Source organism: Brunnivagina elsteri CCALA 953 (assembly GCF_002289455.1).
In the GTDB taxonomy this organism is placed as follows: domain Bacteria; phylum Cyanobacteriota; class Cyanobacteriia; order Cyanobacteriales; family Nostocaceae; genus Brunnivagina; species Brunnivagina elsteri.
In genome coordinates this window covers 1-15209 of record NZ_NTFS01000137.1, presented here as the reverse complement: position 1 = coordinate 15209, position 15209 = coordinate 1, and the positions used below count along the sequence as shown (strand labels likewise).

9 protein-coding genes are annotated in these 15209 nt (G+C 41.7%); 5 read left to right on the top strand and 4 right to left on the bottom strand.

What is annotated here, in order from left to right; genetic code table 11:
- Positions 1 to 692 precede the first annotated feature (692 nt).
- Positions 693 to 2354 (bottom strand): DUF3352 domain-containing protein, encoded by a 1662-nt coding sequence (locus CK510_RS13775; protein ID WP_095722246.1) that lies wholly within the window; start codon positions 2352 to 2354, stop codon positions 693 to 695.
- Between the two features lie 507 nt (positions 2355 to 2861).
- Here CK510_RS13775 and CK510_RS13770 point away from each other — a divergent pair.
- Complete coding sequence (locus CK510_RS13770) at positions 2862 to 5432, top strand: M1 family metallopeptidase (RefSeq protein WP_095722245.1); 2571 nt, start codon at positions 2862 to 2864, stop codon at positions 5430 to 5432.
- An 81-nt stretch (positions 5433 to 5513) separates the two neighbouring features.
- Here the strand turns inward: CK510_RS13770 and CK510_RS13765 are convergent, their stop codons facing one another.
- The 3 genes from CK510_RS13765 to nrdJ all read right to left on the bottom strand — a co-directional run bounded on the left by CK510_RS13765 (position 5514) and on the right by nrdJ (position 9739).
- Positions 5514 to 5870 carry a hypothetical protein gene (locus CK510_RS13765; RefSeq protein WP_095722244.1) on the bottom strand — a complete coding sequence of 119 codons (357 nt, stop codon included), beginning with the start codon at positions 5868 to 5870 and terminating at the stop codon, positions 5514 to 5516.
- 266 nt (positions 5871 to 6136) lie between these two features.
- Entirely contained in the window at positions 6137 to 6349 is a 213-nt protein-coding gene (locus tag CK510_RS13760) for a ssl0294 family protein (protein WP_095722243.1), read from the bottom strand.
- Positions 6350 to 6469: 120 nt separating this feature from the next.
- On the bottom strand, positions 6470 to 9739 hold the full coding sequence (nrdJ, locus tag CK510_RS13755; protein WP_095722242.1) for a ribonucleoside-triphosphate reductase, adenosylcobalamin-dependent: 3270 nt from the start codon (positions 9737 to 9739) through the stop codon (positions 6470 to 6472).
- A 155-nt stretch (positions 9740 to 9894) separates the two neighbouring features.
- On the opposite strand from nrdJ, the gene CK510_RS13750 reads away from it, so the two are divergent.
- From CK510_RS13750 to CK510_RS13735, 4 genes are all read left to right on the top strand, one after another.
- Positions 9895 to 10497, top strand: coding sequence for an Npun_F5749 family FMN-dependent PPOX-type flavoprotein (locus CK510_RS13750; protein WP_095722241.1), 603 nt, complete (start codon positions 9895 to 9897; stop codon positions 10495 to 10497).
- 286 nt (positions 10498 to 10783) lie between these two features.
- Positions 10784 to 12208 (top strand): GAF domain-containing protein, encoded by a 1425-nt coding sequence (locus tag CK510_RS13745; protein WP_095722240.1) that lies wholly within the window; start codon positions 10784 to 10786, stop codon positions 12206 to 12208.
- The gene (locus CK510_RS13740) at positions 12205 to 12648 is read left to right on the top strand and encodes a response regulator (RefSeq protein ID WP_095722239.1); all 444 of its coding nucleotides are present in this window, start codon (positions 12205 to 12207) and stop codon (positions 12646 to 12648) included. Before CK510_RS13745 ends, CK510_RS13740 begins: the two co-directional genes overlap by 4 nt.
- Positions 12649 to 12661: 13 nt before the next feature.
- Entirely contained in the window at positions 12662 to 14944 is a 2283-nt protein-coding gene (locus tag CK510_RS13735; RefSeq protein WP_095722238.1) for a response regulator, read from the top strand.
- Positions 14945 to 15209: the final 265 nt, after the last annotated feature.

Below are 15209 nucleotides of genomic sequence, written 5' to 3'. Positions count from 1 at the left end.
GCAAGGGTTTCAGTCCATAGTTTTATTATCAATAAAAGACGTTTAATGATAATATAACAACGGGAAAATAGGAATTTTAGGATAGAACTCCTGATCGCGTTCACGTATAGTGGCGGCTTCCGCATCGCTGTGATAGAAAGATAACGGGAAAAGTCAGGTTGAAGATGGGGTTTCTACATCCCCTTAAAGCAAGGCGCAAGCGTCATCGAGAGATTGACGCTCACACCCAAGAAATTTAGGCTTTATCTTCTTAAGTTGACACCAATGAGACCCCACCTAGGCTGTGTATTCTGATAGAATTTACCCATTTTTTATTCATACACTTTTGGTATTCATGTAAACGTAAAGTCTATGTCACATAAGCTTTTGAGCAAACAGTTGCCACATATTTAGCGTGAATTTTTCCCCCCTCAAAAGGCACAAAATACACAGCCTAGACCCCACCCCTACAGCAATTTGCATTAGACATCTCCGCAAAAGACGTAGAGACGTAGCATTGCTAAGTCTCTACAAGGGTTCTGGGGAACGCATCATTAATTTTCGGGGATATCTATTATAGCGGTTCTCAGTTGATTTAAATACAGTTTGTGATTAAGAGTGCTGTAGGGGAACCCACGGTTGTTTGCCCTGGATTGTATTTTATCCAAACGAGAAGCGCTAGAGTTTATTTTTTGGTGTTCCCGAATCTGAATTTATTTTGCTCCTTTTGGTTTTAGTGCCAAAAGCATTTCCATTTGGCTATTAGATTTATCCGAGCTATTGGCAGTGACACTTAAACCGCGAATGGAATTGAGAACTGCGGATGCTTCTGCTGTGATTCCTGCTGCACCAAACTTGTTGACTATAGTCATGGTTTTGTCCATGTCTAGATAGAAATAACCTGCATTGGGTTTTTCTAGGGAACCCGTAATAGTCTTGAAAGAGTCGCTGCTATCTAAAGCTGGGGATTTATTAGTTGCGATCGCATCGGCAACTGGTTCACCGATTGCTAAAAACACTGTATCCTGGTCTAACCAACCATGTGATACTAAAGCTCCTTGTTGGGGAGCTTGCCAATCAATAATGTCTTTATCTCCAGCTTTGCGCTTGGAAACAGTTAACTTTTGGGTTTTAACTAATTCATCAAGTTTAGCAAGGGTAGCTTCGGCAGTTTTGCGATCGCTTGTGTCAAATACGAATGCACCACCAAACCCAGCAGTTGCTGTAAAACCTTTATCTGATGGGATTGCTGCGATTCCAAATTCTCCATCCATCCAACCAAGAACTTCTTTATCTAGGTCAAGATTGATGGTTTTGAGTTGAGTACGTGCTTGTTGAACGGCTTGATTAAATTCGGGGTAGTCTTTTGATTGTTCGTTGATTGCAGTCCACCAACGACTGATTCCTTGTCCGCTAATTAGTGCGATCGTTGAAGCGGGAAATTGATTGACTACTTTGGCGGCACTTGGTTCGTATTTATACTTAGTTAGTTGTGGGTCTAAGCTGGCGACTGCCTTCATTCGCACCCCTGCATCATCAATCCCAATACCTGCAACCATTGATTTAAATTGCTTTAGTTGAGCTAATGTTTGTGGTGGTAGTTGGGTTCCGTTGGGATTTGATTTAACTAGTTGTTCAACTAGACCAGGATAATCGGGCACATAAAATTGGGCGACGGTATTTTTTAAATCAACACCTTTGGCTAAAATCTCGCTAGCACCTTTTTTACTAGCAAATGAGGGTTCTCCTTTGAAGGTGTCAATTGCCTGTTCGACTGTGGCTTTGTTGGGGGAGAATACCAAATAACTATTATTGCTTAAAACGGCGCTGTAGGTAGGTTGACCTTTACCTTTGCTTTCATTAATTTTTTCGCCTTTATAATCAATTTCCTTATTTTGAAGTTCTTTACTAGATTTTAATTTAGTGGCAAAATTCAGGGCAGCAACCTTATCTCTAATCCCTACAACCATTAATACATTTGGCTCTGGGGAGGTTTGAGGTGTGGCTTGGGCTGGTTTGACTGGATTTGGGGGTAAAAGTGCCACCATGATACCACCAACCCAAGGCTTCAAATCTTTATCGTAAGTGATGCCACCATTTGCTGATGTATCCTTGTTAAAGCTTTCTAGCCCTTTGGATAAAAGTTTTTGAGCTTCAGGTGTTCCAAACTGTTCCAACTTTGCCCAAGCTTGAGGTTCGGTGGTGATATATGTTGCCATGATGGCATCATCAGGGACGATTTTAGCACTACTCAACGCGCCGGAACTATCGCCTGAAGGTCCCTTGAGGAAATACATGTAGGCACCAATGCCACCTACTAGTACCACTGCCGCACCAACCGCAGGAATTAAAAATTTTGACTTGTTTCCAGGCATATTCTCAGGCATTTCTATGTATCCTCATTTTGTCAAATTGTCATCTGTAAAGACGAAACCGTCATGGGGGAGTTTTCGGATTTATCGATAAACCCCACTAATTTATCGGTAATTACTGATAAAATTAGTAATCTTACAAACGAACATGCTAACAATAGCTCCAAAGTATTACTTCAACAGTCTGAGGGGCGAATCCGTAAATGTAATGTCATTGTTTTTCGATCGGCAATGTTAAATGGACACAAACAACATATCCTAAGTTATACACTTCGGGGTATTTTTCTTCACTGAACAAGGGTGATTAGTGCTGGATTTGTGCTTATTTTTTGACAAAATAGCAATTCTGTCTAAATTATTCTTCCTTGACTTATTTTTTCAGATATGGGGACGCATACAATAAGAATTAATAGCAAAATTGCCAGTAACTTAAGTTTTATAACAGTTGTTGCTGTCTCTCTTGACTAAATCTAGTTAAAGTTTTCAGGATTATAAGGTCAGTTAACGTCGATGTCGCAGTTTTATTTTGATACGGAAAATCATCGTCATAAATCGTTCGAGTTACCAGGTGCCAAACCGCACTACAATCCCGATCGTCCAGGACAGGTTGAGCATATATTTCTCGATATTAGTCTCGATATTAAAACACAAAGTTATCAAGGTACTTGTACAATTACCCTCAAGCCGATTCGCGATCGCATCGATCGCTTAACCTTAGATGCAATGAATCTCGACATCAAAAGCGTTGCCGTAGATACCATTGAGCAGGTATTCGATTATGATGGTGAACAGCTTCAAATCAAACTCGACTCACCGACAATTGTTAATCAGTCGATAAAAATTGCGATCGCATATTCAAGAATAAATCCCCAGCGCGGTATCTATTTTATCCAACCCGAAAAGCATTACCCTGACAAACCGACACAAGTCTGGACGCAAGGTGAAGATGAGGATTCCCGCTTTTGGTTCCCCTGTTTCGATTACCCCGGACAATTATCAACAAGCGAAATTAAGGTTCGTGTTCCCAAACCCTACATTGCTATTTCTAACGGCGAATTAATTGATACTAAAACCAATGGCAACTACAAAATCTACCATTGGTTACAAAAAGAAATCCATCCTACCTATTTAATGACGCTGGCAGTGGGTGATTTTGCTGAAATTCGTGATGAGTGGAATGGTAAAGCTGTTACTTACTACGTAGAAAAAGGACGGGAGGAAGAAGCAAAGCGGAGTATGGGGAAAACTCCCCGGATGATGGAATTTTTGAGCGAAAAGTACGGCTATATTTACCCTTTCCCCAAATATGCCCAAGTTTGTGTCGATGATTTCATTTTTGGGGGGATGGAAAACACCTCAACTACGGTGTTAACCGATAGATGTTTGCTCGATGAAAAAGCTGCGATCGATAACCGTAATACGGAAAGTTTAGTCGTCCACGAACTCGCACATCAATGGTTTGGCGATTTAGTTGTGATTAAACATTGGTCACACGCTTGGATCAAGGAGGGAATGGCGACATACTCGGAAACCATGTGGACGGAAAATGAGTATGGTGTCGATGATGCTGTCTATTACAGATTACAGGATGCACGGAGTTATCTCACGGAAGATGCCGAACGTTACCGTCGTCCAATGGTGACACATGTGTATCGAGAAGCAATTGAATTATACGATCGCCACATTTACGAAAAAGGTGCTTGTGTCTATCACATGATTCGGGCTGAATTGGGTGAGGAATTGTTTTGGAAGGCAATCCAAACTTTTGTCCGGGATAATGCCCACAGCACTGTGGAGACGGTCGATTTATTAAGGGCAATCGAAAAAGCCACTGGACGCAATTTGACGGCTTTGTTTGACCAGTATGTGTACCGTGGTGGACATCCTGATTATCAAGTTAGTTATGCTTGGGATGGGGATTCTAAGTTAGCAAAGGTTACGGTAAAACAGTCTCAAGCAGACTTATTTGATTTGCGGATTCCCATTAGATTTGGGTATAAAGACGGGGAAAATACAGAAGCAACATATACTGTCCGTATCCACGAAGCTGAACAAAGTTTCTATTTCCCACTTCCAGAAAAACCCTTATTTATCAGCTTTGATGTTGGCAATCATTACCTAAAAACTGTCACGTTAGAATATCCCTTACCAGAATTAAAAGCCCAATTAGAATTCGATCCACATCCCACTTCCCGGATTTACGCAGCATCCGCATTAGGGAAAAAGGGAGGATTGGAAGCATTAAAAGCCCTTGCCACAGCTTTAACCCAGGAGAAATTTTGGGGAGTACGGGTAGAAGTCGCCAAGCAAATCGCCACAATTAACCTAGAACAGAACTTTGAAGCCTTAATTCCCGGATTGAAAGATGAAAGTGCTTTCGTCAGACGGGCAGTTGTCGAAGCAATGGCAAAAATCAAAACTAACGACAGCTACAAAGCCTTAAAAGAAGTCATTCAAGAGAGCGATCGCAGTTATTATGTGGAAGCTGCTGCATGTCGTAGTATTGGTGCAGTTTCAGCCGCAACTACCGACGACAAACCCAAAGAAGAAAAAGCAATTAAGCTCTTAAAATCAGTTTTAGAAGAAAAAGCTGGTTGGAATGAGGTGATTCGTAGTGGAGCAATATCGGGACTTGCTGAACTCAAAACTTCAGAAACTGCCCTAGATTTGGTATTACAATATACTAAGATTGGCACTCCCCAACCCTTGCGTTTAACTGCAATTCGTGCATTAGGTCGAATTTCCCCAGGTCAAAATGGGAATAACCTAGAAAGAATATTAGAGCGGTTAAAAGAACTTGCAAAAGAAGGCTTTTTCCTAACCCAAGTCGCAGTAGTAGTTGCCTTAGGACAAATGGAAACTCCCAAAGCGATCGCAATTTTACAGAATCTTGCTAGTCAAACCCCCGATGGTAGGGTACGACGGATTGCCGATGAGGAAATAGCTAGTGTCCAGAAAAAGATTGGCTCAGATAAAGCCTTAACTCAAATGCGTGACGAATTGGAACAGTTGAAGCAGCAAAATAAAGAATTACGGAGTCGTATGGAAAATTTGGAGGCAAAGTCAGAAAACCATAATTAACAAACGTAGAGACGTAGCAATGCTACGTCTCTACAATAGTTCTGGGTAACACACGATTAAATTTGGTCGATGCCAATTATATTATTGTTGCCAAATATCCATTTCCATTGTGTTGATATCGCCATTAAAAAGTGCTTGTTGGGAAGTTTTCGGCATTGCAAAAACGATTGTCCCCACAATGACAGCGGCAAATGTGGTTTGACAAATCAACTTCATTTTGACAATGCCACGACGAGTTGGTTTAAAACTAGATTTATGGGATTCATTTGCAAGTTGTCGAACCCTGCCTGTGACTACAGCTTGGTGAAGTCTCATTAAAGCTTCAATATCTTCTGACTCATAATCTAACTTGAGTAAATCTCGCAATTGCTGAATCCCGGCATTGCTAATATAACCATATGCGATCGCGTTGCGGACAATTTCACGTATTGAAGCCATTTTATCAGCCTCTTGATGAGGGTAAACAATGTCTGCTGTGATAATCTGCTTTTTGCGAGATTACCTGGAACTAATACTTATTTTTAGCAAACATGACACTGCAAATATATAGCATCAATACTTAATCAACTTCCTCCTGCTGGTTCATCCATTTGGGTGATGCAAAAAAACAGTTAATTTGATTGAGAAGCGTTACATGCCGAATATGACCCAGAATCTTTGTAGACGTGGCATTGCCACGTCTCTAGTTTTTTTTGCAGAAATAACTAATCAATCGAGATCGATTGAGGTCCTGATGTTCTACCATTCTCGATATTGGAACTATTGTAGGGATTTGTACCGAGTTGTTGATTCAACCAGCTTTTTACAGGGTCATCAGCAAGATTCAACCGCAGCACTCCGGAAACAAAACCACCCATGAAGGAAACTGGGCTTTGGGTAAATTGCTTAAATATCGGTGTTAATTCATTAATGAACATTTTCAGCCTACTTTTGTAAGTGTCTTAATTTATCTTAATGATTTTATGGGGATTGGGGGATTGGGAATAGGGGATTGGTGATTAATTAACAATTTTTTTCCTTGCCCCTTGCCCCCTAACCTAATTAGGTGATTGTTCTGGTAACATACATTTGTCAGAATCGCAACCAGCTGGTCCAGCTTCCGACATTTCCCCAAAATCGTAACGACTTAAAACCGTGTGGAAATCATCAGTTTGACGACGCTGTTCGACTTCCTTGCTTAATTGTTCGTACCTTTCTTTAGAAATTGGTTCAAACGGTAAACGGGGGAAGGTTTGCAAGTCATCAAAACGAGCTAGGAGTGCCGCACTCATATAACCTTCATCATCACGAATCGCTTCAAAAATGCGGGTTCCCAGAACTTCAATTTCATTTTCCCGTAGTTCGATGGTGGCAGAGGTGTTGTGTGTCACATAGAATTGCTGCACCTGCATATAAAAATCCATCTGCGCCAAGGCATTAAACTTACTAATGTCAATGGTGTCAGCACCAGGTAAATCTGCCCAGGAAACAGCAACGGGAATCTCCACCAACCATTCAGTACAACGTGTATCGAATGGGTCGTTGAGTAAGTTACCATTTTCATCCTTATCTGACTGGGAAGGGACGATCGCATATCCATATTCCAAACAAGCAAGGGCTACGGGGTCATTTTTCCCGCAGGTAATGCGACGGAGGAAGCGCTGGGATTTGGGGGGATGCCAACCGGGGGAAGCACCTGTGAGTAGGGATTTTGTGCCGCTAGGTTGAACGGTGGTGCAACGATTGGGACGTTTTAAATTGTGGCGATCGCAATATTCCCAGACGACACGATTAACTATATCTTTCCATCGGGTAAGATATTCCTGTTCTTTGTGCTTAAATGCGATTCCTTGGGGTGTTTTTGGTCTGCCTTGTTCCCACCAACGCAACCAATCCACACCAAGAGCATGAACGAAGAAGTCAAATAATCCAGTGAAGGATACACCAACGATGGGATCGAGTTCGCGACTATACTGATAGCGAGGTTCGAGGAATTTGTGGTGTAGTAACCCGGCAACTGATAATGCTCCGGCTGTAAATGCTTCTTCTTGTTCTTTGTAATTGTCTGGGTCAATTTGATTTAAGTGTATCTCGCTAAGATTACAATTTCCTGCGAGGGTATTACCAAAAACCCCTTTGTGATGTTGGGGTTCGTTAAAGCAGTAAGTATCGTGAAGTTCTGGTAGTTCTTCTACACTTTGAATGACTTGCCATTTACCTTTGTATTTAGCATTAGTACCTTTACTTACATCCAAACGCTGACAAGGAATTTCCTGGCATTCGGTAATTTGTAAATAATATAAATCTTGACTTCTCACACCAAGATTAGTTACCGAACCTTTATGAGCGCACAAATTTAACGAGGAACGAATACCGCATTTGGTGAGTAATAGCTGCAATCGATAAGCGCGATCGCGATTGGATATATAAATTCTAATCCCATTGCTTTGAGTATTAGACCCATCTGTATCCGCAAGACCAGCAATAAAATGTAAAATTGCTTGACGGTTCCAGCTAGCAATTACATTCAACGCTTCTGGATTTGCTTTGAGAGTCTTCAAAAACTCTCCAGAAAAACCTAAGTCAGTTACATCCTTGAAAACAGGTAAATAATCATATTCCCTTTCACCCGATTTATTTCCGGCAACTACCAAATCAGCTTTGCGATTGTATAAACGAATCTTAGCATTATTATTCTGGTCTGTTGTCCCATCTCCCACCGCAACACCCAAAGTATAGGCATAACTGGGGTCTATCTCAATTCCATCTGCATATTCGATGGTAAAAGGTTGGGTATGAATGGAGTATTTACTAACATCCATCAAGTCTTTAGTTTGAACTTCTTTGTAGTTTTTGGTAAATCTATCTTTAACAAAGAAGCGATGATATTCAGTTGCATCTAAATAAGTACCATCTCCAAATCTGACTCGATAAAGTTTGCGATCGCTACCAGTTTTAAATGGTGTGACTTTGCTCCATCTTTCACCATTCCAAATTTCAACTTCGCACCCAATTAAATCTTTAATTTTGTGCATTCCATCTCTGGTAATCAGTAGAGTACCTCCACTCACACAGTGAAAATTGCTACCGATAATTTCTCCGCAAGGGTTCAGACCATACCTGCCCAGTCTATGTTCTAGCTCTTTTTCATCAATATCTGGATGTCTTTTTTGTAACCATTCCCCAGCTTTTCCTTGTTCATAAGCTTTGAGAAAGTCAGTTTTTAATTCTTTAGTTGACAGCAAATCACAATTTGCCCGTGCAACAGCTTCCCCAGCCCATTGAATTGCCCCTTCACCACTGTAATATTGTTTGCGAACTGCGGCGATGGATTCTTCTAAAGTTGGTTTGCGATGGAAAACCCTGGTGTGGTTTGCCATTCGTAAAGCATCTCTTTCTGGATCGATTCTCCAATTACCTGCCCCATCTTGCTGCCACAGGTTCGATTTTGCATCGGCAAATAAAGTATCTTCATCTATACCTTGACGAATCCCAGCTGATCTTCGGATGTTTCCGGCAACGATACAGACGGCAGCTTGGTCAATTAACAAACAGCACTCTACTGAATTTAATTGTCTCCCAATTGCTTTATTGAGGATATTGGCGCATTTCGTATAGAGTTCGGGTAACTTAATCGGATTAGCAACACCACCAAATCCCTTGAGGGTTTCACCAGCTTGACGGACATCGCTGAGGTTGACAGTTATTTGAACGTCACCTGTAAACCGTGCATCGCTGGAAAGTTCAAGTATTGTTTGATACGACTTAACCCAACCTTGACGACTGTCACCAACAAATATAGTAACTTGATTACCTTCTATTTTAACTTCGGTTTCTTCCCGGCGTTGACCTACAGGAGTTGTACCAATTTCGCCTAATAAATTTACATGAATGATATTGCGGATAATTGGTAGTTTATTAATATACTTCGGTTCCAGAATAGCTCCTGTTCCGCACCCCATCATAGCCAAATCCATCATTAAACCGAAGGCTTTCCAGTCTTCGAGGTTGGTGGAAGTGCAATTGTAACCACCAGAAAAATTCTTAGGTTTGGTAATCCAGTCGGTTCCCCCAACCCACAACCAGCGTCCACTGGGTAACGCTTTAAGATTACGCTCAGTACTCTCTAGGAGTTGGGCTTCTTCAGGGGTTAACTTACCCAATTCGACCAAACCAAGGATAGTGCGATCGCAGACTTTTTCCCAAGTTTCCCTAGTACCATCGCTGTGACGACGGCTATAGGTTCTAAAAAATACAGGATTAGCAGCTGGGGCAGTTGCGGGGAATTTAGCACCCTTAAGGCTTTTTCTTTCAAGCTCTCGAACCATAAAACAAGTTTTGTTGCTCTCGGACAGATGTAGATAGATTAAGAATATACGTCAACTGGCGATACTAAAAAAGGGATTGCAAAATATCGGAATATACCCTCTACCACTCTTAGCAATCACTTCGCTGTATAATTAGTATTTGTTATGACCGGGTTATGACCTTAGCTCCTTGGCGTTCTCCTCTTAGTCGGGCATTACATCGCGATACCGAAGGTCGCCAACGGCATCGCAGTAAACCCCACTCCCGCTATTTTCAATTAGCAACTGTACAAGCAAATGGACACCCTGCAAATCGTACTGTTGTTTTTCGGGGGTTTCTTCACGATACCAACCATTTGAAAGTTATTACTGATTACCGCAGCCAGAAAATTCACCAAATACAACATCAAGCTTGGGCTGAGGCTTGCTGGTATTTTACCGAAGCACGGGAACAGTTTCGGCTGGCTGGTAAATTAATCCTTGTTGACGAAGATAATCCCCACACTGACTTGCAAAAGGCTCGCTACAGTACTTGGCAAGAACTTTCGGATAATGCTCGGGTTCAATTCGCTTGGGCACATCCAGGGGAAAAACGAGGGGAACCAGAAGCTTTTTCTCCTCAGCAGCCAGATGCAATTAATCCTTTACCGAATTTTTGCTTATTGTTGCTGGATGTAATCAATGTTGACCATTTGCAATTACGAGGTGAACCGCAAAATCGCTGGTTATATATTCGCGATGACTTAAATAATTGGTCTGCTTCTGAGATTAATCCCTAGTATCAGGAAGAAGAAAAAATTTCAATATCAGGTTTTTGTTGTTTTATTATAATAGACATCTCCGAAAAAGACGTAGCAGTGCTACGTCTCTACACGGGTTCTGGATAACGGATAATTAATTTTCGGAGATGTCTAATAGATAAATTTATTTCCACCAGCCACATTTTCGTAGAACGTCTTTAGACTATATTTATTTTTATATTTATATTTATTCATCATTTATTCAATAAATCAAATAGAACCTTGAGATACTCAACAATTTCCCCGACATTATCAACCAAAACATATGAACTCCGAAATATTGGCAAATTTGCGAAACTTCTGCCGAGATGAAGCAGCATTCGAGCAACTACAGCAAATACTAACAAGCGAATTTCAACAATTAAATCAGGAAGTCAACCAAGCAAATTTTCGCCTAGAACAGCAAAAAACACTATTTCACGTCATTACTCGGTTGCGGGAAGCTATCGATTTAGAGACCATATTTAAAACTACAGCTACCGAAGTTCGTCAACTGCTCCAAGCAGATCGAGTCGGGATGTTCCGCTTCTACCCCGACTCAGGTTGGGATGATGGAGAATTTGTATCTGAAGATGTCAACCCAGCATTTCCATCTGCGATCGCACAAAAAATCCATGACCACTGTTTCGGAGATCAGTTTGCATTACATTACCAACAGGGAAGGGTTCAAGCTGTCTCAGATATTTATAATCACGGTTTGAGTGATTGTCATATCGAAATATTATCCCAATTTCAAGTTCGAGCGAACCTTGCAGTACCCTTGTTACAGGGAGAAAACCTCTGGGGATTGCTCTGCATCCACCAATGTAGTGCTACACGGGAATGGCAAACAATCGAAATCGAGTTTGTCACTCAAATCGCTAACCATTTAGGTGTTGCTCTCAAACACGCAGAACTAATGGCAGAACTCCAAGCGGAAGTCGTGGAACGTCAACAAGCAGAACAAGCTGTACAAACTCTTAACCAAGGGTTGCAACGTGCCATTATTGAAATGAAGGCAGTAAACAAGGAACTCGAAGCCTTTAGCTATTCCGTCTCTCACGACTTACGGGCACCTTTACGCAGTATTGATGGCTTTAGCCAAGCGCTACTAGAAGATTGCCAAGATGTATTAGATACAACTGGACAGGATTATTTACGACGAATTAGGGCAGCTACCCAACGCATGGGATACCTAATCGATGACCTACTTAATCTATCGCGGGTAACACGTTGTGAGATGCGGATGGAAGCAGTAGATTTGAGCCGGTTAGCTAGTAATATTTGTACTGAACTACATGATAGCCAACCAGAACGTCAAGTCGAGTTTGTCATCCAAACTGGTTTAATTGCCCAAGGAGACATGCGTTTGCTCAATGTGTTGTTAGTAAATCTACTTAATAATGCTTGGAAATTTACCTCCAAAAACCCCACAGCCAGAATCGAGTTTGGCATGATACCCTTTAAAAGTGGTATCCCAACATACTTTGTCCGGGATGATGGGGCAGGTTTTGATATGTCGTATGTTGATAAATTATTTGCTCCCTTCCAACGATTGCACAGCCTCCAGGAATTTCCCGGCAATGGGATTGGACTTGCGACAGTACAGCGAATTGTACATCGACATGGGGGTAGAGTCTGGGCTGAAGCCACTGTGGATCGAGGGGCTACTTTTTACTTTACATTGGTAGCAGAGGAGGGATTGGTGTGAGCGGAAGAGACAAAATTATTCTGTTGGTGGAAGATAACCCCGATGATGAAGCTTTAGCAATCCGAGCGTTGAAGCGAAATCACATTAGTAATGAGATTGTGGTGGCACGTGATGGAGTCGAAGCCCTCGATTTCATGTTTGGTACGGGAATTCACATTGGACGAGATATTAGCATTAAACCAACGGTGATTTTGCTCGATCTCAAATTACCTCGGATTGATGGCATCGAAGTATTGCGGCGTTTGCGGGAAGACGATCGCACTAAACTTGTACCTGTGGTAGTCTTGACCACTTCCAGCGAAGAACAAGATATGTTGGATAGTTACAGCTTGGGATGCAACAGTTATATCCGCAAACCTGTGGATTTTATCCAGTTTTCAGAAGCAATTCGTCAATTGGGGATGTACTGGCTACTCATGAACGAACCACCACCGATATAAGGATGTATGCAAAATGTTTCCTCACCTGCGCGTATTGATTGTCGAAGATTCTGAAGATGATGCTTTGCTGACGTTACGAGAGTTACGTCGGGGAGGTTATGTCCTCGACTATGTTCGCGTGGATACTCACCAAGCTATGCAAGTTGCTCTTGAACAACAGTCTTGGGATATTGTCATTGCCGATTACACCCTACCAGCTTTCAGTGCGCCGGAAGCTTTGAAGCTCCTCCAAAATCTCAAGTTAGATTTACCATTTATCATTGTCTCTGGGACAATTGGGGAGGATATTGCCGTCGCTGCCATGAAAGCTGGGGCAAATGATTACATAATTAAAGGTAATCTAACTCGTCTTGTGCCTGCGGTGGAGAGAGAGTTACGAGAAGCGCAAGAACGGAATAAACGACACATTACCGAACAAGCATTACGGGATTCGGAAGCTCGGTATCGGCTTTTATTTGAAAGTAATCCCCATCCCATGTGGGTATTTGATTCCCAAACCCTGGTTTTTCTGGCAGTAAACCAAGCTGCGATCGCACATTATGGTTATTCGGAAGCGGAATTTTTGCAGATGAAGAGTACCGATATTCTTTCTCCCCAAGATATTGGTACGCAACAAGAAAGGGCAGATGATAAGAAAGCTAGCATTTGGAAGCATCAGAAAAAAGATGGCAGTTTAATCGATGTTGAGGTGGTTATACACGCACTCACATTTGCTGGCAGACAGGCAAATTTGGTTCTCGTGGATGATATTACCGAAACCAAGCAGGCAGAACAGAAAATCCGCGAACAAGCAGCTTTACTCGACATTGCTACCGATGCAATTTTTGTCCGAGATATGGGACATAATATCCTATTTTGGAACCAAGGAGCCGAGCGTTTATATGGATGGCAGGCAACAGAAGTACTAGGAAAAAGTGCGATCGCATTGTTGAATAAATCTGAGGAAACTTTGCCCCCATTTGCCACAATCGAAGCAACTTTAGTAAATACAGGCAAGTGGCAGGGTGAATTACAACAAATTACAAAAAGCGGCAAAAACATTACCGTAGAAAGTCGCTGGACGCTGGTATTAGATGAAGTCAGTAATCCGAAATCGATTCTTACAGTCAGTACCGATATTACCGAAAAAAAACTATTGGAACAGCAATTTCTCCGCGCTCAACGATTAGAGAGTTTGGGTACACTCGCTAGCGGTATTGCCCACGATTTTAATAATATTCTCACTCCTATTTTGGCAGTTGCTCAATTACTACCCCTAAAATTACCGAACCTCGATGACAGCAGCCAACAACTATTAAAAATGTTGGAAAGTAGCGCTAAACGTGGTGCCGATTTGGTTCAGCAAATCCTCTCCTTTAGTCGTGGAGGAGCCGAAGGAAGTCGTACTATTGTTCAAGTTCGCCACTTAATCGCAGATGTAGCACAGGTAGCCAGACGTACCTTCCCCAAATCCATCGAAACCCAAATGAATTTAGTACCCGATTTGTGGACAATACTTGCCGATGCCACACAAATTCATCAAGTGTTAATGAATCTTATAGTTAATGCTCGCGATGCCATGCTTGATGGTGGCAATTTAGCTATTGGTGCCGAAAATCTGTGGATTGATGAAAATTATGCCCGTATGTACGTCGATGCAGAAGTCGGTTCTTACATTGTAATTTCCATTAGCGATACTGGTGTGGGTATTCCCCCGGACATAATAGACCGCATTTTTGACCCATTTTTTACGACTAAAGAAGTTGGTAAAGGCACTGGTTTGGGACTTTCTACGGTGATGGGAATTGTTAAAAGTCACGGTGGTTTTGTCAATGTACACAGCGAAGTCGAGAAGGGAAGTCGTTTTAAGATATTTTTACCCAGTCGGCAAGTTACAGAAACTCCACCAGATAGCAATGGAGAATTGTTAAATGGCAATAACGAATTGATATTGGTGGTAGATGATGAGGTAGCAATCTGCGAAATTGCTAAAACAACCCTAGAAACCCATAATTACCAAGTTTTAACTGCCAGTGATGGTATTGAAGCACTTGCACTATACGCTCAACATAAGAAGAAAATCAGTGCAGTGTTAATTGACATGATGATGCCAGGAATGGATGGTTCTACCACAATTCTAACATTACAACGTATGAATCCTGATGTCCAAATCCTTGCCATGAGTGGATTAATGCTCAATTGGACTAATGCTCAGAAAATGAGTCTTGGGATTCAAAAGTTTTTACCAAAGCCTTTTACTGCCGAAGCGTTACTAAGTAATCTTAAATCATTACTGCATCCGAGTCTAAGTGAATAGTATCAATAAGGTAGAAGATAGAATAGACATATAGCAATCCGATTTGATTCATGAAAATATAAATAAGGAGATAAACCGCCATAGGCACGGAGTGACTTCCCGCAGGGTAGACGCAGAGAGAATAAAGAAATATATTGATATATAATTTAAGCGCAAGCGCAGGCTACGCCAACACCAACACAAATGATTTAGAGGATGTTTGAAAAGTCTCCTTCTGTGTCATGCTGAGGGACGAAGCATCTCAGTACTTAGGTTAAAGCCTAGA

What these genes read in the sequence shown, in the direction of transcription:
- CK510_RS13775 (WP_095722246.1), bottom strand. Translation starts at nt 2,354, where the DNA reads ATGCCTGGAAACAAGTCAAAATTTTTAATTCCTGCGGTTGGTGCGGCA.
- CK510_RS13770 (WP_095722245.1), top strand. Translation starts at nt 2,862, where the DNA reads ATGTCGCAGTTTTATTTTGATACGGAAAATCATCGTCATAAATCGTTC.
- CK510_RS13765 (WP_095722244.1), bottom strand. Translation starts at nt 5,870, where the DNA reads ATGGCTTCAATACGTGAAATTGTCCGCAACGCGATCGCATATGGTTAT.
- CK510_RS13760 (WP_095722243.1), bottom strand. Translation starts at nt 6,349, where the DNA reads ATGTTCATTAATGAATTAACACCGATATTTAAGCAATTTACCCAAAGC.
- nrdJ (WP_095722242.1), bottom strand. Translation starts at nt 9,739, where the DNA reads ATGGTTCGAGAGCTTGAAAGAAAAAGCCTTAAGGGTGCTAAATTCCCC.
- CK510_RS13750 (WP_095722241.1), top strand. Translation starts at nt 9,895, where the DNA reads ATGACCTTAGCTCCTTGGCGTTCTCCTCTTAGTCGGGCATTACATCGC.
- CK510_RS13745 (WP_095722240.1), top strand. Translation starts at nt 10,784, where the DNA reads ATGAACTCCGAAATATTGGCAAATTTGCGAAACTTCTGCCGAGATGAA.
- CK510_RS13735 (WP_095722238.1), top strand. Translation starts at nt 12,662, where the DNA reads ATGTTTCCTCACCTGCGCGTATTGATTGTCGAAGATTCTGAAGATGAT.